Here is a 23155-nt window from a genome sequence, read left to right as displayed (position 1 = left end):
AAACGTCAACGATAACGCGTGCTTCCTGAATGAACGCGGCGCCTGTGAGTTTTTCGCGAGCAAGCTCGCTCCTACAAAAAGCCTTAGGGCAAGCCCCCTCCCACATTTGAACCTGTATATGCCCGTGGCTATTCAGTAATCGTCGCCACGCTCCGTGACATCCCGCTCCACCGGCCCGGCATCCGGGTCATAGCCCACCGGGAATTTGCCCTTCAACGTCCAGGCAAACGCAATGATCTCGGCAATGGTGCGGTACAACTCTTCCGGAATACTGTCGCCCAGTTCCATGCGTGCCAGCAGCTTCACCAGCTCGGCATTTTCATAGATCGGCACTTCATTTTCCCGCGCCAACTTGAGGATGGCTTCGGCCAGGGCATCGTCGCCCTTGGCGGTCAGGGTCGGCGCCTGCTGGCCATCGTACTTGAGGGCAATCGCCTGGCGTGGCGGGTTGGCGTTGTTCATGCGGTTTCATCCACCCAGCGTTGTTCCAGTCCGGTTTTCGGCCCGCGTGGCGGGGTGCCGAGGTGGCAGTCCAGGTCGCCGACATTCAGCCCCGACGACACCAGGCGCTCGCGCAGGCTGCCCAAATGGCTTTCGATCAGGCTGGCGGTGAAAGCGCGGGTTGCCCACAGTTGGCTGGACAGCTTGCCCTGGGTCAGTTGCGCCTGGACCTGCAACGGCCCCAGGGGCTCCATGTCGAAGGCCAGTTCGACGCGCCAGAGCATCTGTTTGGGCTCCTTGGAATCCTTGCGTTCGGGCTGGTCCTTGTCCGGCGCCGGCTCTTCGCGCTGGAACTTGACCTGCAACGGCACGATGTCCTGCAGGGTGCGCATGGGGATCTCCAACTGCCAGGTGGTTTGCAGGCGGCCATCGGCGGTGGTGCCGGTTTGCTCCAGGCTCGACAGCTGGTGGCTCTGCAGGCGGGAAATGGCCCCGGCGGCCAGGCGCAGCAGGTTTTCCAGGTCGCCTTCGCCCTCCAGTTTCGCCATCAGCCGCTCCGGCAGTGGGAAGCTGACCGGCGCCTGCCGCGCGCCGACCTGGCCGAGGGTGCCCAATGGGCTGCGCACAAAGTTGGGCAGCACCTGGGCCAGGGTGTTGGCGGCAAGAATGGCATTCAGGTTGGTGCTCGCGGGCAGGGCGGGCAGCAGGTCGGCGACCAGGCGCAGCAGCGCGCCCTTCATATCCAGCGGTGGCACCTGCGGGTTTTGCCCGGCGAGTAACTTGGCTTCAAGAAAGGCGCCGCTGTTCTGGATCACCTGGGCCAGCACCTTGGGGTTGCTCACCTGTGCCAGGTCGGGCAAGGCCGCCAGCAAACGGTCGGCGGCAGCGCGAAGGTCGGCGGAGGTGCTGTCGCCGCGGGGCAGATTTTGCAACGCCGTGAACACCGCATCCAGGGAGCCCTGGCGACTTTGCTGGGTCGCCAGTTGCTGGGTGACGGCCAGTTGATCCTTGAGCCCGCTCAACGGCACAAAATTCAGGGTTTGCGCGTTCTGCACCACGGCGCTGAGCAAGCTGCCCACGCGCAACGGTTGCGGGCTTTCCAGCGTCAGGGTCGCACCGGCCATGGCGCTATTGAGTACGCTCACCAACGAACGGTAGATCGCCGGCTGCGTGGTGCCTTGGGGCAGGGCCTGGGTGGTCAGCACCTTGGCCTGCAGCAGGGTGCCTTCCGGCATCCTGGCCGTATCGATACGGGTGAGGGCGGCAACGTTGGCGCTCAGGGCTTGTTGCAGGCTGATGGCCAGGTTGCCTGCGGGCGTCTGGCTCACGGCCACATTGCTGCCCAACGGCAAGGGTTGTGGGCTGCTGGCTTGCACCAGCGTCTGGCGGCCGCCTTCAAGGGTCAGCTTGAGCAACAGCTGAAACGCCTCACCGCCTTGTTTCAGGGCGAGCACCTCGGCATTCACGGTTTTGCCCGGGTCGATCAGCCCGATCTGCGGCTCCAGCAGTTTCAGCAGAGCCCCGGGCGCAGGCGCAGGGCTTTGCCCGGCTGCCGGGGTGGGAGGAAGCGTAGGAAGGTTGATCTCGCCGGTCATCGTGCGCATCGTCTCTGGGAAATAGCCCTCTTTAGCGTAGGGCATCGCATGTATAATGCCGCCCGTCTGCAAAGAGAGCGGTAAAAACCTCACAACTATTTGATCCAGCTCTCTAAAATCGGTCGCCAAAGCCGTTATTGTGCTTCTTTCTATAACGGCCGCTGCACCGCCGACTTGAACCGTAAAGGCCCGCGATCTCTTGACCAGCCCTCTTCTTGAAGCCGTAGCGCTCTCCTGTGAACGCGACCTGCGCCTGCTGTTCGAGCACCTCGACCTGCGTGTGGCGGGCGGCGACATGGTGCAGATCAGCGGCCCCAACGGCAGCGGCAAGACCAGTTTGCTGCGCCTGCTGGCCGGCCTGATGCAGCCCACGGCCGGTGAAGTTCGACTCAACGGCAGGCCCCTCAACGAACAACGTACCGAGCTGGCACGTAACCTGATCTGGATCGGCCACGCCGCCGGCATCAAGGACGTGCTCACCGCCGAAGAAAACCTCAGCTGGCTCAGCGCCCTGCATCACCCTGCTACCCGCGACGCCATCTGGCAGGCCCTGGCCGCCGTCGGCCTCAAGGGGTTCGAAGACGTGCCCTGCCACACCCTGTCCGCCGGCCAGCAGCGCCGCGTGGCCCTGGCGCGCCTGTACCTGCCTGGCCCGCCGCTGTGGATTCTCGACGAACCCTTCACGGCCCTCGACAAACAAGGCGTCACCCAATTGGAACAGCACCTGGCGCAGCACTGCGAGCAGGGCGGCCAGGTGGTGCTCACCACCCACCACACCCTGGCGCGCATGCCCGTCGGTTACCGTGACCTCGATCTGGGGCGGTGGTCGGTATGAGTGTGTTTGCCCTGTTGGTCGCCCGCGAAGCCCGCTTGCTGTGCCGTCGCCCGGCCGAACTGGCCAACCCGCTGGTGTTCTTCGCCATCGTGATCGCATTGTTCCCGTTGGCGGTCGGCCCCGAGACTAAACTGTTGCAAACCTTGTCTCCGGGATTGGTGTGGGTCGCGGCCCTTTTGTCCGTCCTGCTCTCGCTGGACGGGCTGTTTCGCAGTGATTTCGAAGACGGTTCCCTCGAACAGTGGGTCCTTTCGTCGCACCCCCTGCCACTTCTGGTCCTGGCCAAGGTACTGGCACACTGGGCTTTTTCCGGCCTGGCGCTAGTCTTGCTCTCGCCACTGCTGGCGATGATGCTGGGATTGCCCGGCGAATGCCTGCCGATCCTGTTGCTGAGCCTGCTGCTCGGCACCCCGGTACTCAGCCTGTTGGGGGCGGTGGGTGCCGCGTTGACCGTCGGCTTGAAACGGGGTGGCCTGTTACTGGCCCTGTTGATTCTGCCCTTGTACATCCCGGTACTGATCCTGGGCAGCGGCGCGTTGCAAGCCGCGCTCATGGGCATGCCGGCGACCGGTTACCTCCTGTGGCTTGGCAGCCTGACCGCCCTGGCGGTAACCCTGACACCCTTTGCTATAGCCGCCGGCCTGAAGATCAGCGTCGGTGAATAATGAGGTCTGACTGGGCGGTATACGCATAGTCAGTAAAGACCCTACGCTTCTTGCCAAGACAAGAAGCAACCGTGATGGAAACAGCAATGAACTGGACCTGGTTTCACAAGCTCGGCTCGCCCAAATGGTTCTACGGCATCAGTGGCAGACTGCTGCCTTGGTTCAGCATCGCCGCCGTGTTGCTGATCGGCATCGGCCTGGTCTGGGGCCTGGCCTTCGCGCCGCCGGACTACCAGCAAGGCAACAGCTTTCGCATCATCTACATCCACGTGCCCGCCGCGATGCTGGCCCAGTCCTGCTACGTGATGCTGGCGGTGTGCGGCGTCGTCGGCCTGGTGTGGAAGATGAAACTCGCGGACGTCGCCCTGCAATGCGCCGCGCCCATCGGGGCGTGGATGACCGCCGTGGCGCTGGTCACCGGTGCGATCTGGGGCAAACCCACCTGGGGTTCGTGGTGGGTGTGGGATGCGCGACTAACGTCCATGTTGATCCTGCTGTTCCTGTACTTCGGTCTTATTGCCCTGGGCAACGCGATCAGCAATCGTGACAGCGCCGCCAAGGCCTGCGCGGTGCTGGCGATTGTCGGCGTGATCAACATCCCGATCATCAAATACTCGGTGGAGTGGTGGAACACCCTGCACCAGGGCGCCACCTTCACCCTCACCGAAAAACCGGCGATGCCCGTGGAAATGTGGGCGCCGTTGCTGCTGATGGTGCTGGGCTTCTACTGTTTCTTCGGCGCCGTGCTGCTGATGCGCATGCGCCTCGAAGTGCTCAAGCGTGAAGCCCGCGCCAGCTGGGTCAAGGCCGAAGTGCAAAGCTGCCTGGGAGCGCGCGGATGAGTTTTGCTTCTTTCAGTGATTTTCTCGCCATGGGCCACCACGGCCTGTATGTCTGGACGGCCTATGGCATCTGCCTGGCCGTGCTGGCCCTCAACGTCGCCGCGCCGATCCTGGCCCGCAAGCGTTACCTGCAACAAGAGGCGCGTCGTCTGCGCCGGGAGACCGAAAAGTGAATCCGCTGCGTAGAAAGCGTCTGTTGATCATCCTTGCCATCCTGGCCGGCGTCAGTATTGCCGTGGGCCTGGCGATGAGCGCCCTGCGGGAGAACATCAACCTGTTCTACACCCCGACCCAGATCGCCAACGGCGAAGCGCCGCTGGACACGCGCATCCGCGCCGGCGGCATGGTAGAGAAGGGCTCGCTGAAGCGTTCCGGCGATTCCCTCGACGTCACCTTCGTGGTCACCGATTTCAACAAGGCCGTGACCATCACTTATCGCGGCATCCTCCCGGACCTGTTCCGCGAAGGCCAGGGCATCGTCGCCCTGGGCAAGCTCAACGCCGACGGCGTGGTGGTGGCCGATGAAGTACTGGCCAAGCATGATGAGAAATACATGCCGCCGGAAGTCACCAAGGCCTTGAAAGACAGCGGCCAGTCCGCACCCACCCCCGCCAAGGAGGGCTAAGTGATGACGTCTGCATTGTTTATTCCGGAACTGGGCCAGTTGGCGATGATCCTCGCCCTGTGCTTTGCCATCGTCCAGGCGGTGGTGCCGTTGCTCGGTGCCTGGCGCGGTGACCGCCTGTGGATGAGCCTGGCGCAGCCGGCCGCCTGGGGCCAGTGCGCGTTCCTGGTGTTCGCGTTCGGCTGCCTGACCTACGCCTTTATGACCGACGACTTTTCCGTCGCCTATGTAGCGAATAACTCCAACAGCGCCTTGCCCTGGTACTACAAGTTCAGCGCGGTGTGGGGCGCCCACGAAGGCTCGCTGCTGCTGTGGGCGTTGATCCTCGGCGGCTGGACCTTCGCGGTGTCGGTGTTCTCGCGCCAGTTGCCGCAAGTCATGCTCGCACGGGTGCTGGCGGTGATGGGCATGATCAGCATCGGCTTCCTGCTGTTCCTGATCATGACCTCCAACCCGTTCACCCGCATCCTGCCGCAGATCCCGGCGGACGGTCACGACCTCAACCCGCTGCTGCAGGACATCGGTCTGATCGTGCACCCGCCGATGCTCTACATGGGCTACGTGGGTTTCTCCGTGGCCTTTGCCTTCGCCATCGCCGCCTTGCTCGGCGGGCGTCTCGATGCGGCCTGGGCGCGCTGGTCGCGGCCGTGGACCATCGTCGCCTGGGCGTTCCTCGGCATCGGCATCACCCTCGGTTCGTGGTGGGCCTACTACGAACTCGGCTGGGGCGGCTGGTGGTTCTGGGACCCGGTGGAAAACGCGTCCTTCATGCCATGGCTGGTCGGCACGGCACTGATTCACTCCCTGGCCGTTACCGAAAAACGCGGCGTGTTCAAGAGCTGGACCGTGTTGCTGGCCATCGCGGCCTTTTCCCTCAGCCTGCTCGGCACCTTCCTCGTGCGTTCGGGCGTGTTGACCTCGGTGCATGCGTTTGCGTCCGACCCGGAGCGCGGTGTGTTCATCCTGATCTTCCTGCTGTTTGTGGTCGGCGGCTCCCTCACCCTGTTCGCCCTGCGCGCACCGGTGGTCAAGAGCCAGGTCGGCTTCAACCTGTGGTCGCGGGAAACCCTGCTGCTGGGCAATAACCTGGTGCTGGTGGTGGCCGCGTCGATGATCCTGCTCGGCACCTTGTACCCCTTGGTGCTGGATGCCCTGAGCGGCGCCAAGCTGTCCGTCGGCCCGCCGTACTTCAACGCGTTGTTTATTCCGTTGATGGGGCTGTTGATGGTGGTGATGGCGGTGGGTGTGCTGGTGCGCTGGAAGGACACCCCGGTCAAATGGCTGGCCGGTATGCTGATGCCGGTGCTGCTCGGCAGCGTGGCCCTGGCCGTGGTCGCCGGTATCGCCTATGGCGACTTCAACTGGGCGGTGCTCGCCACCTTCCTGCTCGCCGCCTGGGTACTGCTGGCCGGTGTGCGTGACATCGTCGACAAGACCCGCCACAAAGGCCTGGTCAAAGGCCTGCCGACCCTGACCCGCAGCTACTGGGGCATGCAGATCGCCCACATCGGCATCGCCGTGTGCGCCCTCGGTGTGGTGCTGTCCAGCCAGAACAGTGCCGAGCGCGACCTGCGCCTGGCGCCGGGCGAGTCCATGGACCTGGCCGGTTACCAGTTCATCTTCGAAGGCGCCAGGCACTTCGAAGGGCCGAACTTCACGTCAGACAAAGGCACCGTGCGCGTAGTCCGTAACGGTAAAGAGATCGCTGTGCTGCACCCGGAAAAACGCCTGTACACCGTGCAGAGTTCGATGATGACCGAAGCCGGTATCGACGCTGGTTTCACCCGTGACCTCTACGTGGCCCTGGGTGAACCCTTGGGCGATGGCGCCTGGGCCGTGCGCGTGCATGTGAAACCGTTTGTGCGCTGGATCTGGTTCGGTGGCTTGCTCACCGGCTTTGGTGGTTTGCTCGCGGCACTGGACCGCCGGTATCGGGTCAAGGTCAAGAGCCGGGTGCGTGAAGCGCTGGGTATGCAAGGAGCGGCGGTATGAAGCGTTGGTTGATGGTCGTGCCGCTGGCCCTGTTTCTGGTAGTGGCGGTATTCCTGTATCGCGGCTTGTACCTGGACCCGGCCGAACTGCCCTCGGCGATGATCGGCAAGCCGTTCCCCGCGTTCAGCCTGCCGACCGTGCAGGGTGACAAGACCCTGACCCAGGCCGACCTGCTCGGCAAACCGGCGCTGGTCAACGTGTGGGGCACCTGGTGCATCTCCTGCCGCGTCGAGCACCCGGTGCTGAACAAGCTGGCCGAGAAGGGCGTGGTGATCTACGGCATCAACTACAAGGACGACAACGCGGCGGCCTTGAAGTGGCTGGCGGAATTCCATAATCCCTACCAGCTGGATATCCGTGATGAAGACGGCAACCTCGGTTTGAACCTCGGCGTGTATGGCGCACCGGAAACCTTCTTCATCGATGCCAAGGGTGTGATCCGCGACAAATACGTCGGCGTGATCGACGAAGTGGTGTGGCGCGAGCAGCTGGCCGCCAAGTACCAGGCGCTGGTCGATGAGGCCAAGCCATGAAGCGTCTGTTAGCTGCTGCCGTGCTGGTGCTGGGCTTGGCCGGGATGGCCCACGCCGCCATCGACACTTACGAATTCGCCAAGGACAGTGACCGCGAGCGTTTCCGCGAACTGACCAAGGAGCTGCGCTGCCCCAAGTGCCAGAACCAGGACATCGCCGACTCCAACGCGCCCATCGCCGCCGACCTGCGCAAGGAAATCTTCCGCATGCTGGGGGAGGGCAAGGACAACCAGCAGATCATCGACTTCATGGTCGACCGCTACGGTGATTTCGTGCGCTACAAACCGGCCCTCACCGGCAAGACCGCGCTGCTCTGGTTCGGCCCCGCCGGGCTGCTGCTGGCCGGCGTGGTGGTGATGGCCGTGATTGTCCGCCGTCGCCGCGCCGCGCCTACCGATCGTTCCGACGCGCTATCCCCCGAAGAGCGTAAACGCCTCGACCAATTGCTGGACACCAAGACTGATGATTGATTTCTGGCTCGCAGCCGGCTTGCTGCTTCTGATTGCCCTGAGTTTCCTGTTGATCCCTGTGTTGCGTGGCCGCCGCGCCCAGCGTGAAGAGGATCGCACCGCGCTGAACGTGGCGCTTTACCAAGAACGTGTGGCCGAGCTGCAAGTGCAGCAGGACGAAGGCGTGCTCAACGCCGCGCAGCTCGACAGCGGCCGCGCCGAAGCCGCCCGCGAGCTGCTGGCCGACACCGAAGGCGTGGAAAAGCCCCGCGAATCGCGCCTGGGCAAGCCGCTGCCGTTGCTCGCCGCCGTCCTTGTGCCGGTGCTCGGCCTGGGCCTGTATATGCATTTCGGTGCCAGCGACAAGGTTGAACTGACCCGCGAATTTTCCCAGCCGCCGGTGTCCATGGAAGACATGACCCGGCGTCTGGAACGCGCCGCCGCCGCCCAACCGGACTCGGCGGAAGGCCTGTACTTCCTCGGTCGCGCCTATATGGCCCAGGACCGTTCCGCCGATGCCGCCAAGGTCTTCGAGCGTACCGTGGCGCTGGCCGGGCGCCAGCCGGAACTGCTCGGCCAGTGGGCCCAGGCGCAGTACTTTGCCGACAACAAACAGTGGTCGCTCAAGGTCCAGGCGCTGACCGACGAAGCCTTGAAGCTTGACCCGAAGGAAGTCACCAGCCTCGGCCTGCTCGGTATCGCCGCCTTCGAAGGCCAGCGTTATCAAGAGGCCATCGACTACTGGAGCCGCCTGCTGGCGCAACTGCCACCGCAAGACAATTCCCGCGTGGCGCTGCAAGGCGGCATTGACCGTGCTGCGGAAAAACTCAAGGAAGGCGGCGGTAGCGTGGCGCAGAAAGCGGTGATGAACGTCCGCGTGGACCTGTCCGCCGAGGTCAAGGCCAAGGCCCTGCCCACCGACAGCGTATTCATCTTCGCCCGCGCGGTAAAAGGCCCGCCGGCACCCCTGGCGGCCAAACGCGTCACCGTCGCCGAACTGCCCGTCACCGTTGAACTCGGCGATGCCGACGCGATGATGCCGCAGTTGAAACTGTCCAACTTCCCCGAAGTCCAACTGGTTGCGCGCATATCCCGGGCCGGTCAACCGACCACCGGCGAGTGGATCGGCCGCAGCCAACCCTTGGCCAGCAGCACCACTGCGCTGCAGCAGCTGACCATCGACAGTCCGGACCAGTAATTTCGAGGAAAAGCCCATGACCGCATTTGCACGCATCACCCTGCTCAGCCTGGTAGTGGGCCTGAGCGCCTGTGCGGTCCACCGCCCACCGCCTGCGCCGACCGGCCCGACCATCCCGCCGTCAGGCCCTTCGACCCAGCCGAGCACCAGGCCCTCTGGCCCGGTGACCCCGCCGCCGAAGCCACTGCCGACCCAATCGCCCACCTTCGCCCCACCACCGGGCGCCGCCAGCCACTGGGACGGCAAGATGCAGGTGTACGTGCTCGACGACCAGCCCGACACCTTCTACCGCCAGCGCACCTACTACCGCTGGAGCAACGGCTGGAGCCGCTCCATCAGCCCCAACGGGCCATGGGAAGACACCGATGTGCACGGCGTGCCGCCGGGGTTGAGCAAGCAGTACGCGCAATGACAAAAGGCGACCTTCGGGTCGCCTTCTTCATGCCTGTGAAACCCATTCTTCCAGACACTGGAGGGCAAATGTGGGAGGGGGCTTGCCCCCGATAGCGGTGTTTCAGTTGATTAATGTCTGACTGACCTACCGCTATCGGGAGCAAGCCCCCTCCCACAGGAGATCTCCTCAGCCATCAAGCCACGGGACACTCCCGCTCCAGCGCCGCCCCCACTAACAACTGCGCAATCTCAACCATCTGTACCACCGCCAGCACCTGCCTGCGGCTTGAACCATCCAAGTGCTCGGCACAGTCGTAGGCACACACAGTCGCCGACTCCAGCATCTCGCTGGCATTGCTCAAGGCAGCTTCGGTGCTGAGGCCGGGGTGGACGCTGAAGATGAGGTTGGGTGGGGTTTGCGGGGTGTCATCCATGGAGGATGGCGGGGGATTTGGCGTGACTTTTTTCATGCAGTAAATCTCCATTCAGTTGGAGCTCACCACATCCGCGACCAAGCGGAAAGGCGGCGAGCTGTACGCAGGTTGGTCGACCAGGGAATGGAAACCCGGCAGGGCCCTAAGCCCTCCCACGCACAGCTCGCCATAACGCGAACACAATAATGCCGCTTGCGCGGCACTGTGCGCCATTCTAATCCAGGCGACCAAGCCTGATCGCTGATGAGCAGCGACTGCGAGAGGCTAACGGTGCGTTATAGCTACTGCAAGCCACAGAGATCGTAGGAAACGTCCTGTTAGCGTTTCGCTGATTTGATTGATCACCCGGAGCATGGGAGCGATCATTAGGCGATAGGCGGCACTATCATCAGGACCAGATTAACTCCCCACCCTTCAACGAGACGGACCCTCATGAACCTCTACGTCATACGCCACGGCGAAACGTGGGCCAACGCGGAGCACCGCTACCTCGGCGCACTCGACCCGGAACTGACCGAGCGGGGCCGGGAACAGGCTGTTTTGCTCAGCGAAAAACTACCCGGCGGTATTGAAGTGTTGATCGTTTCTCCACGCTTGCGGGCGCGGCAAACGTCGCAGATTCTTAACCGTGTGTTAAACCTTGAACCTGTGACGATTGACAGCTTCCGCGAGCGCGATGTGGGTGTGTTCGAAGGGTTGACTCAGGCGGAGGCCAAGGCCATGCATCCAGCGCTTTGGGCACAGGACATCACGCGCCAATGGGCGGCAGGGCCTGACGGTGGTGAGTCGATAGCTGATGTGGTCACGCGAGTACACCAAGGCTTGGTCCAGTTAACGTCGCTTTATCCAACACAGGTTGTTTTGCTGGTGGCACATGGTTTTGTGGCAAAGGTGATTCGTGCATTGGCCAGAGGGGACTTCTCGGATTTCTACACCTGGCAGCTTTCAAATGGGGCGATGTTGGCTCTGGAGGATTTTGAATTGAAGATACTTCCGGCTATCTCGCCCTTTGAAACGGACTGAATCACCGCAACACGCGACTTTCAAAAAACCTCACCAACCTGTCAGGGTTGAGCAAGTATTAAGCCCGGCAAATATTGAGGCGGCGCGCGCTTCAGTAACGTGGTCGCTGCCGAGGGATTGCCGGATATACTTTCCAGTGCGGGGAAAATCGCCATTGGCCTGCGCGCCGACCTGGCCCAAGCCAGGAGTCGCGCAGGGCTTCCCGTGGTGCAACACGTCTGGCGACAAGCGAAGAGGGTGTTTTGATGGCGGGCAGGTTGATCTATCTCATCGGGCCATCGGGTTCGGGCAAGGACAGCCTGTTGGAGGCTGCACGCCCACGATTGGCCGAACGCGGTTGCCGGATTGTGCGCCGCGTGATCACACGCTCGGCGGAAGCGGTGGGTGAGGCGGCCCAGGGTGTCAGCCCGGAGCAATTCGCCGTGATGCAGGCCGAGGGCGCGTTTGCCCTCAGTTGGCACGCCAACGGGTTGTCCTACGGCATTCCCAAGGTCATCGACGAATGGCTGGCGGCGGGGGAAGACGTACTGGTCAATGGTTCCCGCGCGCACCTGGCGCAGACCCGCGAGCGTTACCCGGATATGTGGGTGCTGTTGCTGACGGTGGATCAAGCCGTATTGCGCCAGCGCCTGGTGGCGCGGGGGCGTGAGGCCTTGGCGGATATCGAGGAGCGCCTGGCGCGCAATGCGCGGTTCACCACCGAACTGATCACCGGCAATGGCTCAGGGTTGTTTGTGCTGGATAACTCCGGGCCACTGGAACACACGGTCGAGCGCCTGCTGTGTTGCCTGAACCCGGGGCACTCCGTATGCGCCTGACCAACGATGCAAGCCTGTGCTGCCAACCGTGCAGCGCATTGATCGCGTGCGGCATGGGGCGTGTCAAGCGGCGAAATCCTGACAGGCCGTGAACTCGGCGGAAAAAGTTAAGTGCATGTATCTGTCTGAGGGCAGATTTGGTGTAGTCAAATCAGCGCCATTGTGTAGGATTTTGTTTTTTTTCTGAGAATCCAATAAGTTTTTTGGCGCGAAAGTGTGTGTTCAGTTGTTTAAAGTGCAAGCGGTTTATTGCGTGTCTTAGCGCATGTTGCGCCACCTTAGTGTGTTTCAGTAGGAACTAAAACAGTGCTGTCCTGAGTGTTTTCTACATGGGAGCTTATTGCGTCGAATCTGATTGACTCGGCTCATTAACTTGCTGTAGGGAGCGCTATCTCATGATTAACTCTGAATGTTCTCGTCTCAACGTATCACTTGAAAACCTGCCGCCTTCCGATCCTGGCCCCTATGGTGTGGGCGCCGGTCGCAAACCAACCTTCACGACGGAACAGGCCGGAAAGTACATTACCCGCGACAACCTGCACTTCCACGACCGTAATGGCGACAAGCGCATCGACCTCTCCTATACGGTAGACCCGACGTTCAGCGCCGCGCAGCAACGCCGAGTGCGCCAGGCGGTGCAACATTGGGAGGACGTGGCCAACATCAGTTTCAAGGAACGGGCAGCCGGTGCCGACGGCACGGTCCACATCAGAAACAACCCCAAAGGTGACCGTGGCGTCGCCAGCTCACCCTCGCGCGGGATTACCAGCACCACCGCCACGGTCGGCACACTGCGAGAAAGTAGTTCGCCGGCGCTGGGCAGCCACTTTTCAGTCACTGCCGTGCATGAGGTCGGCCACGCCATCGGCCTGCAGCATCCGGGTGATTACAATGGCGGCGGTGCTGATTACAACAATGGTGCCAAATATGCCGGCGATACAAAGGCGCGCAGTGTGATGAGCTACTGGTCGGAGAAAAACCAGGCTGGTCACGACTTTCGGTATTCGAATCCCTCTGCCCCGATGATGGATGACATCGCAGCCGTTCAGCGGCTCTATGGGGCCAATCACAAAACCCGCAACACCGACACCACCTACGGCTTCAATTCCAATACCGGCTGCGAAGCCATGACCCTCACCAGCGCCAGGGATAAACCTATCTTTTGCGTATGGGATGGTGGCGGTAACGACACCCTGGATTGTTCCGGGTTTTCCCAGAACCAGAACATCAATTTGAACGCCGAGTCGTTTTCCGATGTGGGCGGCTTGAAGGGCAATGTTTCCATCGCCAAGGGCTGCGTGCTTGAAAACGCCATCGGTGGGGCCGGACGTGACGTGTTGACGGGGAATGAGGCAGACAATCGGCTCAAGGGCGGCTTGGGTGCAGACAGGCTGCGGGGCGGCGGCGGGGCGGATATTTTTGACTACGACAAGGCCAGCGACTCCACACCGCAGCAGCCTGACCTGATCGAGGACTTTACCAGCGGGACGGACAAGATTGACGTCTCGGGTGCATTGAGAGAGGCGCGCGTCGGAGCCCTGACGTTCACTGATCGGTTCACGGGTCGCGCCGGCGAGGCATTGCTCAGGCACGACGCGGCCACGGGGCGTTCAAGCCTGGAGATAGATCTGAAGGGGAGCGGCAGCGCCGACCTGGTGGTCAAGAGCATTGGCCAGATCAAACCGGGCGATGTGCAGTGGCAGGGGCAAAAGCCGGACGTGAGCCCCGCACCGAGGGTTGTCCCCACACCAGCCCCTGCGCCCCCGCTTGATACCAACACGGACCCGCTTGCCGCGTTGCGGGAGGTGATGGCCAAGGCGTTGGCGGCCTTGTTGCAATGGATGCAAGGTATCGTCCAGTCGGATGCCCGCAGATAACATTGCCACATAACGAGGCGCTGACAGGCTCAGGCCTTGATCAGCGCCTGCACATAGTCGACAAACGCTCGCGCCTTGGCACTTGCCATGCGCCCGGAAGGGAACACCGCCCATAAATCCCGCGACGGCAATGCCCAGTCAGTCAACACGGCCTTGACCTCGCCGCTGGCCAGCTCCGGAGAAAACATCCAGGTTGACGACAGGGTCAGCCCCAAATGACTCAGCACGGCTGCGCGCACACCTTCAGCTGCAGTGACGCGCATACGGCCCTGGGCGACGATGGGGGCGAGGGTATCGCCTTGGGTGAAGTTCCAGTGCGCGCCTTCGCCGCGGGTGTAGATGATCGCCTGGTGTTGCAGCAGGTCGGCGGGGGTAGCGGGTTCGCCGAAGCGTTCGAAGTAGGCGGGGGTGCCGAGGATGACGCAGGGCGATTCGCCGATCTTGCGCGCCGTGAGGCTTGAATCATTCAGGTTGCCCATGCGCAGGGCAACGTCGATACCTTCTTCCACCAGGTTGAGGCTGCGGTCATCGAGCACCACGTCCACGTTCATGCCGGGAAATTGCGCCAGGAACGGCCCCAGGTGCGCAATGATGTGCAGGCGGGCGAAGGTCACCGGCGCGCTGATCCGCAGGTTCCCCGAGAGTCCGGAGCCGGCACCGCGCGCCGCTTCGTCGGCCGCGTTGGCCTCATCGATGGCGCGCTTGGCTTTATCGAAAAACGCCAGCCCCGCCTCGGTTGGCGTCAGGCCTCTTGTCGAACGCATCACCAAGCGTACCGCCAGCCGTGCCTCCAATTGCGCGACGCTCTTGGACACGGCCGGTTGACCGATGCCCAGGCGCTTGGCGGCGGCGGAGAACGAGCCGGTCTCGACAACGTGGACGAAGGTTTCCATGGCGGTGAGACGGTCCATCGGGTGTTCCTTGCTGGATTGAGCGCATCGCGAGGCAGCGCAGCGTACAAGCCTAAGGGTAATGCCCATGGAGTGTCATCCGGTTGGTGGTTTTCAACATGGCGCAAAACAACCATCAGTCAGCCTGACCTATTTTGTGCTTGAGTGAAGATAACTCTAGGGTTACTTTTGTTTAGGCCAAGCCAAGGAGGCTGGGGTGCAAAGCAGGCTATTGATCAAGGAGCTGCAAGAGGCGGGTTGGGTGCTGGATCGGGTCACGGGCAGTCATCATATTTTTACCCACCGCTATAGCCCGTACACGATCCCGGTGCCGCATCCGAAGAAGGATCTGCCGCTGGGCACCATCAGAAGCATCAGGAAACGTGCCGGGCTGTTTCAGTTTTAAGGAGAGTATTCATGCAATACCCAATCTGTATCGAATGGGGCGATGACTTCACCGCCACCGGTATCCAGATCCCCGATATTCCAGGCGCAGTCACCGCCGGGGACAGTTTCGAAGAGGCCTACAACGCCGCGGTAGAAGTCGCGCACATCCTGCTGCAGGAGATCGCCGCAGAGGGCGGGGTGATTCCGATGCCAACGTCGGTGGCCGATCATCACACCCACGAAGATTACGCCGGGATGGGCTGGGGTATGCTCGAACTGGACATCTCGCCCTATCTGGGCAAGACCGAGAAGGTCAATGTGACCTTGCCCGGCTATGTCATCCAGCGAATCGACCGCTATGTGCGCGAGCACAAGGTCAAAAGCCGCTCGTCATTTCTGGCGGATGCGGCTTTGGAGAAGTTGGTGCGTTCTTAAGAGCAATCAGGCAGTGGCGACGGCTCCCCGACGCGAGGCGCTCAGGAACCGCACCAAGGCCAGCAGCGGGAACGCGCTGCCCACCAGCATCACACCCAGCCAGCCGCCGTGTTCGTACACGCTGCTGGCAATCGCCGAGCCGAAGGCACCGCCGATGAAGATGCTGGTCATGTACAGCGCGTTCAAGCGGCTGCGGCTGTTGGCGTCGAGTGCATAGATGGCGCGTTGGCCGAGGACCATGTTCATCTGCACGCAGAAGTCCAGGACCACGCCGGTCACCGCCAGGCCGATCACGCTGTACAGTGGGTGCACAAAGGCCGGCAGGAAGCTCAACACCGCAAAGACCATGGCCAGCAGCGACGCGCGGTGGGTGTGGCCGGCATCGGCCAGGCGTCCGGCGATGGGGGCGGCAATGGCGCCGATGGCACCGACCAGGGCGAAGATCGCGATCTGGGTCTGGCTCAGGCCATGGTTGCGCACCAGTTCCAGCGGGGCGGCGGTCCAGAACAGGCTGAACGTGGCGAACATGCAGCCTTGGTAAAACGCGCGTTGACGCAGCAACGGTTGTTCACGCAGCAGGGTGCCCAGGGAGCGCAGCAATTGGCCATAGCTGGCGCTGTGGTCCGGCTGGCGCTTGGGGATGGTCAGCATCAGCACCACGCTGATAAATACCATCAACGCGGCGGCGGCCATGAACATCGCGCGCCAGCCAAAATGGTCAGCCACGACGCTGGACACTGGTCGCGCCAGCAGGATGCCCAACAGCAGCCCACCCATGATGCTGCCGACCACCCGACCCCGAGACTCGGCGGGCGCCAGGTGTGCGGCCAGGGGGATCAGGATCTGTACCGACACCGAACTGAAGCCGATCAGCAACGACACCAGCAGGAACAGGTTCGGTTGTTCGGTAAAGGCCGCGCCCAACAGGCTGGCAATTGCCACCACGGTCGTGATGATCATCAACTTGCGGTTTTCCAGCAGGTCGCCCAAAGGCACCAGGAAGAACAGGCCGAGGGCATAGCCGATCTGCGTCAGGGACACGATCAGGCTGGCCATTGCGGGGGTGAGGCCGATGTCCGGTGCGATCAGTTCGATGATCGGCTGGGCGTAGTAGATGTTGGCGACGATGGCGCCGCAGCAAAACGCAAACAGCATCACCATCGCGCGGGTCATGGTGCTCGTAGCGTGGGGGGTAGCATTCATGGTGTTCTCATAAAAGCGAAGGAGGATGGCGAGCGAGAGTAAAGACAAGGCTCAACGGCGAGTAGGCCGCTTGTGGTGATATCACTTATGCCGGGTGATGATACATTCAGACACAACTGCCGAAACAGGAAATCCAGCGCCATGAAAATCACGTTGAACAAGATGCTCCTGGCTTCAAGCCTCGCTGCTGCGATGGCCCTGGGCCTGGCCAATGCCGCCGATGCGCCGCGCGTAGGCGTACGCGGGGCAATCACCGCGATGGACGGTGATGCGATGCAGGTCAAGGTCAACAGCGGTGAAGACGTCACCGTGCACCTGACCAAGGACACCCAGGTGCGCGCCGTCACCCTGGCCAGGATCGATGAAATCAAGCCGGGCAGCTACATCGGCTCGGCCGCCATGCCCAACGCCGACGGTACCCTGACGGCGCTGGAAGTGCATGTGTTCCCACCGGCCATGGCCGGCACCGGCGACGGGCATCGGGCGTTTGACCTGAAGGAAGGCAGCAGCATGACCAACGGCACCGTCGGCGACCTGGTGGTCAGCAAAGGGCGGACGTTGACCGTGAAATACAAAGGCGGCGAACAGAAGATCGTGGTGCCGGAGGATGTGCCGATCGTCAACCTGGAACCGGGGGACCGCAGCTTGCTCAAGCCGGGGGTGAAGGTGGTGTTGTTTGCCGCGCAGGGGGCGGATGGGAAAATCACTGCCCAAGCCATTTCAGCCGGCAAGGATGGCGTGACACCGCCGATGTAACTGCAAAACCCAGATCTAAATGTGGGAGGGGCAAGCCTCCTCCCACATTTGTCAGTTACTGACCGGAGTAGATCTGGTCGAAAACCCCACCATCATTGAAGTGGGTTTTCTGCACGGTGCGCCAGTCACCAAAGGTCTTCTCCACCGACAGGAAGTCGACTTTCGGGAAGCGGTCGGTGTACTTGGCCAGCACCTTCGGATCCCGCGGGCGCAGGTAGTTGTTGGCGGCGATTTCCTGGCCTTGCGGCGACCACAGGTACTTCAGGTAGTCTTCTGCCGCCACGCGAGTGCCTTTCTTCTCGACCACTTTATCCACCACCGACACCGGCGGCTCGGCTTCGGCGGAGACGCTTGGGTAGATCACTTCGAACTGATCACGGCCGAATTCACGGGCGATCATTTCGGCTTCGTTCTCGAAGGTCACCAGCACGTCGCCGATCTGGTTGGTCATGAACGTGGTGGTGGCGGCGCGGCCACCGGTGTCCAGCACGGGCGCCTGTTTGAACAGCTTGCCGACAAAGGCCTTGGCCTTGTCTTCGTCACCGCCGTTCTTGAGCACATAACCCCAGGCCGACAGGTAGGTGTAGCGGCCGTTACCCGAGGTTTTCGGGTTGGGCACGATCACCTGCACGCCATCCTTGAGCAGGTCCGGCCAGTCTTTCAGGGCTTTCGGGTTGCCCTTGCGCACGATGAACACGGTGGCCGAGGTAAACGGCGCGCTGTTGTTCGGCAGGCGGGTGACCCAGTTGTCCGGCACCAGTTTGCCGTTGTCGACCAGGGCGTTGATGTCGGTGGCCATGTTCATGGTGATCACGTCAGCCGGCAGGCCGTCGATCACCGAGCGCGCTTGTTTGCTGGAACCGCCGAAGGACATCTGCAGGGTCAGCTTGTCGTTCGGGTGCTCGGCTTCCCAGTGCTTCTGGAAGGCGGCGTTGTAGTCCTTGTAGAAATCGCGCATCACGTCGTAGGAGACGTTGAGCAGAGTGACCGGGGCGGCCTGGACGGCGCCCGCGAGGGCAAGGCCGGCGGCCAGGAGAGAGGCGCTTACGAGTTTTTTCACTGCTCATTCCTTGTTGTTCGGGAGAAGAGGGGAGGCACATTGCCAGCGACTATAGCCGGGGGCACTTAGTCGCTTAAAGATTAAAAAGAACTTTGCTTATTCCACTTTCTTAAAAAGGGCGCTGCCACAGCGCGAACAGAACGCCGCGTTGGGCTCGTGGCTGTTTTTCCTGCACACCGGGCAGTCGTGTTGCAGTTGCTCACCGCGCATGGCACTGGCCAGTTCGGCCGTAAAAATACCCGTGGGCACGGCGATGATCGAGTAACCGGTGATCATCACCAGCGACGAAATCACCTGGCCCAACGGCGTCTTGGGCACGATATCGCCAAAGCCTACGGTGGTCAGCGTCACGATCGCCCAATAGATGCCCTTGGGGATACTGGTGAAGCCGTGCTCCGGGCCTTCGATCACATACATCAAGGTGCCGAACACCGTCACCAGGGTGCACACGCTCACCAGGAACACCACGATCTTCTGCTTGCTGCCGCGCAGCGCCGCCATCAGGTAGTTGGCCTGCTTGAGGTACGGGCTGAGCTTGAGCACGCGGAAAATCCGCAGCATCCGGATGATGCGGATGATCAGCAGGTACTGCGCGTCGCTGTAGTACAGCGCAAGGATGCCGGGCACGATGGCGAGCAGATCCACCAGCCCGTAAAAGCTGAAGGCGTAGCGCAACGGCTTGGGCGAGCAGTACAGGCGCAACCCGTACTCGATCAGGAAGATCAGGGTGAAGCCCCATTCAATGTAGGCCAGCACATCGGCGTAGTTCTGGTGGACCTGGTCGATGCTGTCGAGCATCACGATCACCAGGCTGGCGAGGATGATCAACAGCAGGATGCCGTCAAAGCGCCGCCCGGCGACCGTGTCGCTTTGAAAAACCATGACGTAGAGCCGCTGACGCCAGTCGTTGTTGCTGTCCATAAAGCCCGCCTGAATCGAATATCGAGCAAGCCTAGGGGGATTCGAAGGGGCTGTCCATGCGGGGTTTCCTGAGTATTCGGGCGCCGGCGCGTACCAGCCAGCAGGCGAGGATAAACGGCGCGGTGAGTGCGGGCAGGTGCAGGGCAGCAAAGCCCGGTGTGAGGGCGATCGCCAGCAGGATGCCGAGCAGCGGCAGCCAGGGTTGGCGCCGTGCCTGGCTCAGCGCCAGGGCCGCCAGAGCCGGGTTGTAGCTGTGCAGGCCGAGGAGGGCGGCGCTGCTGTCGTCCAGCAGCAATCCGATCAGTACGCCGCTGCTGGCGCCGATCATGGCCCAGACCGCGGCACGCCGGTTCGCCAGCCACAGGCCGAGGGCAATCAGCACGCCCGCCAGCGGCTGGTCCAGCAGCATGATTTGCGCGAGGCCGGTGAACAGCGCGCCGAGCACCGCCAGGGTCTCGGGCTCGCCCAGGGCCAAGGCACTGTGTGGGACGCTGCCCAGCAGCAGCCAGCCCAGGCCGACAAAGGGCGCGGTGTAGGCGGGCAGGTCGTGCGGCCGGCTGGCGTGTTTCAGCCACTGCCGCGTGAGGATCGCGCTCAATCCGCCGCACGCGAGGATCAGCGGCGGCAACAACGCCGACCAGGCGAAATGCTGGCTGATCAACAGGCCTAGCAATACGCCGTTGTAGCTATACAGCCCGGCCTGGCGCTCGGCCTTGGGATAGTCGCGACGCTGGGCCGTGAGCAACCCGGCGACACCCCCCAGCAGCGCCCCGCCAAGCAAGGCAGGGGCGCTGACCAGGATCGCCAACAGGCACAGCAGGCCGCACAGCGGATGGCGTTGCAGGAAGATCTGGCTGAAACCGTTGAGCAGGGCTTCGGCCCAGTCGGGGCAGGTTGGGGTGTGCATGATGGGTATTCAGTGGGACCGAGTTGGGCCCATCGGGGGCAAGCCCCTCCCACACTTGATTGGGTTCACATAGTTAGATGTGTGAATGCCGTCCAATGTGGGAGGGGGCTTGCCCCCGATGGGGCCTCTACAGGCGCTAGATCAGCGTCTCTATGCGCAAGGAGTTGGTCGACCCCGGTTGCCCGAACGGCACCCCGGCAGTAATCACCAAGGTATCCCCGCGCTGCGCCATGCCCTGGGCCTGGGCAATCTCCAGCGCGGTGGAACACACTTCATCCACCTGCCTCAGTCGATCATTGACCACCGAATGCACGCCCCACGCCACACTCAAGCGGCGTGCGGTGGACAGGTTCGGCGTGAGGTTGAGAATCGGCGCCACCGGCCGTTCCCGCGCTGCGCGCAAGCTGGAACTGCCCGACTCGCTGTAGTTCACCAGCACCGCCACCGGCAGGATGCTGCTGATGCGCCGGATCGCGCAGCTGATGGCGTCCGACACCGTGGCATCGGCCTTGGGCCGGCTGACGTCGAGCTGGGTCTGGTAGTCCGGGCCGTTTTCCACCTGGCGGATGATCTTGCTCATCATCTGCACGGCTTCCAGCGGGTACTCGCCCGACGCGGTTTCCGCCGACAGCATCACCGCATCCGCGCCTTCGGCCACGGCATTGGCGACATCCGTCACTTCCGCGCGGGTCGGCGCCGGCGAGAAGCGCATGGACTCCAGCATCTGCGTCGCCACTACCACCGGTTTGCCCAACTGGCGGCAGGTGCGGATGATGTCTTTCTGGATTTGCGGCACGCTCTCGGCCGGCACTTCCACGCCCAGGTCGCCCCGGGCCACCATGATCGCGTCGCTCAGCTCGGCGATTTCCCGCAGGCGTTGTACGGCTGAGGGCTTCTCGATCTTGGCCATCAGGAAGGCCTTGTCGCCGATCAGCTCGCGAGCCTCGCGGATGTCTTCCGGGCGCTGCACAAACGACAGCGCCACCCAGTCCACGCCCAGCTCCAGGCCGAAGCTCAGGTCGCGACGGTCCTTGGCGGTGAGCGGGCTGAGTTCCAGCAAGGCTTGTGGGACGTTGACGCCTTTACGGTCGGACAACTCGCCGCCATTCAGTACGGTGGTGTCGATGGCAGCGGCGTGCCGGGTGATCACGCGCAGGCGCAGCTTGCCGTCGTCGAGCAACAGGTCCATGCCCGGTTCCAGGGCGGCGATGATTTCCGGGTGGGGCAGGTTGACCCGGCGCTGGTCACCCGGCGTCGGGTCCAGGTCCAGGCGCAGGGCCTGGCCACGCACCAGTTGCACCTTGCCTTCGGCAAACGTCCCGACGCGCAGCTTCGGTCCCTGCAGGTCCATGAGGATGCCTAGCGGGTAGTTGAGCTGGCGCTCCACCTGGCGAATCCAGTGGTAGCGCCGGGCGTGATCGGCATGCTCACCGTGGCTGAAGTTGAGGCGAAAGATATTCACCCCGGCTTGCACCAGCTCACGGATATCGTCGATACCGTCGGTGGCCGGGCCCAGGGTGGCGAGGATCTTGACCTTCTTGTCAGGCGTCATGGTGGGCAGTCTCAAGAATCAGGATGGCGCGCACGTCATTGACATTGGTGCGGGTCGGCTCGGTAACGATCAAGCCGTCGAGGGCGGCGAAGTAGCCATAACCGTTGTTGTTATCCAACTCGTCGCTGGCCGAGAGGCCCAGGGCTTCGGCGCGCGCATAGCTGCACGGGGTCATGATTGCGCCGGCGTTGTCTTCCGAGCCGTCGATGCCGTCGGTGTCGCCGGCCAGGGCGTACACGCCCGGCAGGCCTTTGAGGCTGTCGGTCAGGCTCAACAGGAATTCGGCGTTGCGCCCGCCACGGCCATTGCCGCGCACGGTGACGGTGGTTTCCCCACCGGAGAGGATCACGCACGGCGCCGCCAACGGCTGGCCGTGCTGCACGATTTGCCGCGCGATGCCGGCGTGCACTTTGGCCACCTCCCGCGCTTCGCCTTCCAGGTCGCCGAGGATCAGCGCGCTGAAACCGGCCTGGCGCGCTTTCACCGCCACCGCTTCCAGGGATTGTTGCGGGCGTGCGATCAGCTGGAAGTGGCTGCGGGCGAGTACCGGGTCGCCGGGCTTGACGGTTTCCGAGGCCGGGTTCTGCAACCAGCTGCGCACGGACGCCGGGGCATCGATACCGTAGCGCTTGAGGATTGCCAGAGCCTGTTGCGAAGTGCTCGGGTCGCCGACCGTGGGGCCGGAGGCGATGACCGTGGCCTGGTCGCCCGGCACATCGGAAATCGCGTAGGTGTAGACCGTCGCCGGCCAGGCCGCCTTGGCCAGCCGACCGCCCTTGATTGCCGAGAGGTGCTTGCGTACGCAATTCATCTCGCCAATGGTGGCGCCGGATTTGAGCAGGGCTTTGTTGATGGCCTGCTTGTCGGCCAGGCTGATGCCTTCGGCAGGCAGTGCCAGGAGTGCCGAGCCGCCGCCGGAGAGCAGGAAGATCACCCGGTCGTCTTCGCCCAGGTTGCTGATCAATTCCAGCACGCGCTTGGCCACTGCAAGGCCGGCGGCATCGGGCACCGGGTGGGCGGCTTCGACCACTTCGATTTTCTGGCAAGGGGCGCCGTGGCCGTAGCGGGTCACCACCAGGCCTGAGACGTCGCCTTGCCAGCAATTCTCGACGACCAGCGCCATGGCGGCCGCCGCCTTGCCGGCGCCGATCACGATCACGCGGCCGCTGCGGTCGGCGGGCAGGCAGGGTTCGAGGACGTGCCGGGGGTGGGCGGCATCGATGGCTGTGGCAAACAGCTCGCGAAGCAGGTGTTGCGGATCGACCGACATAAGCGGGCTCCCGGGTATTTTTGTTATTAGAGGTACAGCCCTTTCAAAGGGGGG

26 protein-coding genes and 1 pseudogene are annotated in these 23155 nt (G+C 62.8%); 17 read left to right on the top strand and 10 right to left on the bottom strand.

The window, feature by feature from the left end; genetic code table 11:
* Positions 1-132 precede the first annotated feature (132 nt).
* Both AC07OP_RS29700 and fliK read right to left on the bottom strand, forming a co-directional pair.
* Positions 133-462, bottom strand: a complete 330-nt coding sequence (locus AC07OP_RS29700; RefSeq protein ID WP_065939955.1) for an EscU/YscU/HrcU family type III secretion system export apparatus switch protein — start codon at positions 460-462, stop codon at positions 133-135.
* Positions 459-2036, bottom strand: a complete 1578-nt coding sequence (fliK, locus tag AC07OP_RS29695; RefSeq protein WP_495101288.1) for a flagellar hook-length control protein FliK — start codon at positions 2034-2036, stop codon at positions 459-461. The genes AC07OP_RS29700 and fliK overlap by 4 nt, the downstream gene beginning before the upstream one ends.
* 199 nt (positions 2037-2235) lie before the next feature.
* On the opposite strand from fliK, the gene ccmA reads away from it, so the two are divergent.
* From ccmA to AC07OP_RS29645, 10 genes are all read left to right on the top strand, one after another.
* Positions 2236-2871, top strand: a complete 636-nt coding sequence (gene ccmA, locus AC07OP_RS29690; protein WP_065947258.1) for a cytochrome c biogenesis heme-transporting ATPase CcmA — start codon at positions 2236-2238, stop codon at positions 2869-2871.
* Positions 2868-3536, top strand: a complete 669-nt coding sequence (gene ccmB / locus AC07OP_RS29685) for a heme exporter protein CcmB (RefSeq protein ID WP_065924458.1) — start codon at positions 2868-2870, stop codon at positions 3534-3536. Before ccmA ends, ccmB begins: the two co-directional genes overlap by 4 nt.
* An 86-nt stretch (positions 3537-3622) precedes the next feature.
* The gene (locus tag AC07OP_RS29680) at positions 3623-4378 is read left to right on the top strand and encodes a heme ABC transporter permease (RefSeq protein WP_065924459.1); all 756 of its coding nucleotides are present in this window, start codon (positions 3623-3625) and stop codon (positions 4376-4378) included.
* On the top strand, positions 4375-4551 hold the full coding sequence (gene ccmD / locus AC07OP_RS29675; protein WP_003172771.1) for a heme exporter protein CcmD: 177 nt from the start codon (positions 4375-4377) through the stop codon (positions 4549-4551). The genes AC07OP_RS29680 and ccmD overlap by 4 nt, the downstream gene beginning before the upstream one ends.
* Complete coding sequence (gene ccmE / locus AC07OP_RS29670) at positions 4548-5003, top strand: cytochrome c maturation protein CcmE (protein WP_027607026.1); 456 nt, start codon at positions 4548-4550, stop codon at positions 5001-5003. Before ccmD ends, ccmE begins: the two co-directional genes overlap by 4 nt.
* 3 nt (positions 5004-5006) lie before the next feature.
* A complete protein-coding gene (locus AC07OP_RS29665) occupies positions 5007-6995 on the top strand; it encodes a heme lyase CcmF/NrfE family subunit (protein WP_495101289.1) in 1989 nt (662 codons plus the stop codon).
* A complete protein-coding gene (locus AC07OP_RS29660) occupies positions 6992-7528 on the top strand; it encodes a DsbE family thiol:disulfide interchange protein (protein WP_010211784.1) in 537 nt (178 codons plus the stop codon). The genes AC07OP_RS29665 and AC07OP_RS29660 overlap by 4 nt, the downstream gene beginning before the upstream one ends.
* Positions 7525-7998: a cytochrome c-type biogenesis protein gene (locus AC07OP_RS29655; RefSeq protein ID WP_495101290.1), complete on the top strand. Its 474-nt coding sequence runs from the start codon at positions 7525-7527 to the stop codon at positions 7996-7998. The genes AC07OP_RS29660 and AC07OP_RS29655 overlap by 4 nt, the downstream gene beginning before the upstream one ends.
* Positions 7991-9175 carry a c-type cytochrome biogenesis protein CcmI gene (gene ccmI / locus AC07OP_RS29650; RefSeq protein ID WP_495101291.1) on the top strand — a complete coding sequence of 395 codons (1185 nt, stop codon included), beginning with the start codon at positions 7991-7993 and terminating at the stop codon, positions 9173-9175. Before AC07OP_RS29655 ends, ccmI begins: the two co-directional genes overlap by 8 nt.
* Positions 9176-9191: 16 nt before the next feature.
* Complete coding sequence (locus AC07OP_RS29645; RefSeq protein ID WP_495101292.1) at positions 9192-9587, top strand: hypothetical protein; 396 nt, start codon at positions 9192-9194, stop codon at positions 9585-9587.
* 175 nt (positions 9588-9762) lie between these two features.
* On the opposite strand, the gene AC07OP_RS29640 is transcribed toward AC07OP_RS29645, so the two are convergent.
* Positions 9763-10038, bottom strand: a complete 276-nt coding sequence (locus AC07OP_RS29640; protein ID WP_027607032.1) for a DUF6124 family protein — start codon at positions 10036-10038, stop codon at positions 9763-9765.
* Between the two features lie 396 nt (positions 10039-10434).
* Here AC07OP_RS29640 and AC07OP_RS29635 point away from each other — a divergent pair, with 396 nt between their 5' ends.
* The 4 genes and pseudogenes from AC07OP_RS29635 to AC07OP_RS29620 all read left to right on the top strand — a co-directional run bounded on the left by AC07OP_RS29635 (position 10435) and on the right by AC07OP_RS29620 (position 13720).
* The gene (locus AC07OP_RS29635) at positions 10435-11025 is read left to right on the top strand and encodes a histidine phosphatase family protein (RefSeq protein WP_495101293.1); all 591 of its coding nucleotides are present in this window, start codon (positions 10435-10437) and stop codon (positions 11023-11025) included.
* 147 nt (positions 11026-11172) lie between these two features.
* Positions 11173-11271, top strand: a pseudogene (locus tag AC07OP_RS29630) (PhnM protein); the annotation flags it as partial.
* Entirely contained in the window at positions 11271-11843 is a 573-nt protein-coding gene (gene phnN, locus AC07OP_RS29625; protein WP_115488094.1) for a phosphonate metabolism protein/1,5-bisphosphokinase (PRPP-forming) PhnN, read from the top strand. The pseudogene AC07OP_RS29630 and the gene phnN, both read left to right, overlap by 1 nt.
* Before the next feature lie 395 nt (positions 11844-12238).
* The gene (locus tag AC07OP_RS29620; RefSeq protein ID WP_495101294.1) at positions 12239-13720 is read left to right on the top strand and encodes a M10 family metallopeptidase C-terminal domain-containing protein; all 1482 of its coding nucleotides are present in this window, start codon (positions 12239-12241) and stop codon (positions 13718-13720) included.
* Positions 13721-13749: 29 nt separating this feature from the next.
* Here AC07OP_RS29620 and AC07OP_RS29615 read toward each other — a convergent pair whose 3' ends face one another.
* On the bottom strand, positions 13750-14631 hold the full coding sequence (locus tag AC07OP_RS29615) for a LysR family transcriptional regulator (protein ID WP_495101295.1): 882 nt from the start codon (positions 14629-14631) through the stop codon (positions 13750-13752).
* 196 nt (positions 14632-14827) lie between these two features.
* On the opposite strand from AC07OP_RS29615, the gene AC07OP_RS29610 reads away from it, so the two are divergent.
* Together AC07OP_RS29610 and AC07OP_RS29605 are read left to right on the top strand one after the other, a co-directional pair.
* Positions 14828-15016, top strand: a complete 189-nt coding sequence (locus tag AC07OP_RS29610; protein WP_495101296.1) for a type II toxin-antitoxin system HicA family toxin — start codon at positions 14828-14830, stop codon at positions 15014-15016.
* Positions 15017-15027: 11 nt separating this feature from the next.
* Positions 15028-15432, top strand: a complete 405-nt coding sequence (locus tag AC07OP_RS29605) for a type II toxin-antitoxin system HicB family antitoxin (protein WP_065924469.1) — start codon at positions 15028-15030, stop codon at positions 15430-15432.
* A 6-nt stretch (positions 15433-15438) separates the two neighbouring features.
* Here the strand turns inward: AC07OP_RS29605 and AC07OP_RS29600 are convergent, their stop codons facing one another.
* Positions 15439-16635, bottom strand: coding sequence for an MFS transporter (locus AC07OP_RS29600; RefSeq protein WP_495101297.1), 1197 nt, complete (start codon positions 16633-16635; stop codon positions 15439-15441).
* A 141-nt stretch (positions 16636-16776) separates the two neighbouring features.
* Between AC07OP_RS29600 and AC07OP_RS29595 the strand changes: the two genes are divergently transcribed.
* The gene (locus AC07OP_RS29595; RefSeq protein ID WP_065939944.1) at positions 16777-17391 is read left to right on the top strand and encodes a DUF5666 domain-containing protein; all 615 of its coding nucleotides are present in this window, start codon (positions 16777-16779) and stop codon (positions 17389-17391) included.
* Positions 17392-17446: 55 nt separating this feature from the next.
* On the opposite strand, the gene AC07OP_RS29590 is transcribed toward AC07OP_RS29595, so the two are convergent.
* From AC07OP_RS29590 to AC07OP_RS29570, 5 genes are all read right to left on the bottom strand, one after another.
* The gene (locus tag AC07OP_RS29590; RefSeq protein WP_027607038.1) at positions 17447-18451 is read right to left on the bottom strand and encodes a sulfate ABC transporter substrate-binding protein; all 1005 of its coding nucleotides are present in this window, start codon (positions 18449-18451) and stop codon (positions 17447-17449) included.
* Positions 18452-18547: 96 nt separating this feature from the next.
* Positions 18548-19372, bottom strand: coding sequence for an ion transporter (locus AC07OP_RS29585; RefSeq protein WP_115488098.1), 825 nt, complete (start codon positions 19370-19372; stop codon positions 18548-18550).
* Between the two features lie 31 nt (positions 19373-19403).
* Positions 19404-20279: an urea transporter gene (locus AC07OP_RS29580; RefSeq protein WP_495101298.1), complete on the bottom strand. Its 876-nt coding sequence runs from the start codon at positions 20277-20279 to the stop codon at positions 19404-19406.
* 136 nt (positions 20280-20415) lie between these two features.
* Complete coding sequence (pyk, locus tag AC07OP_RS29575) at positions 20416-21831, bottom strand: pyruvate kinase (RefSeq protein WP_495101299.1); 1416 nt, start codon at positions 21829-21831, stop codon at positions 20416-20418.
* Positions 21821-23101: a glycerate kinase type-2 family protein gene (locus AC07OP_RS29570; protein WP_495101300.1), complete on the bottom strand. Its 1281-nt coding sequence runs from the start codon at positions 23099-23101 to the stop codon at positions 21821-21823. The genes pyk and AC07OP_RS29570 overlap by 11 nt, the downstream gene beginning before the upstream one ends.
* Between the last annotated feature and the right edge of the window lie 54 nt (positions 23102-23155).

Source organism: Pseudomonas sp. GW821-FHT09D08, from assembly GCF_059416305.1.
Note: the sequence above shows the minus strand (reverse complement) of the source record. Positions and strands in the feature narration are given on the sequence as shown.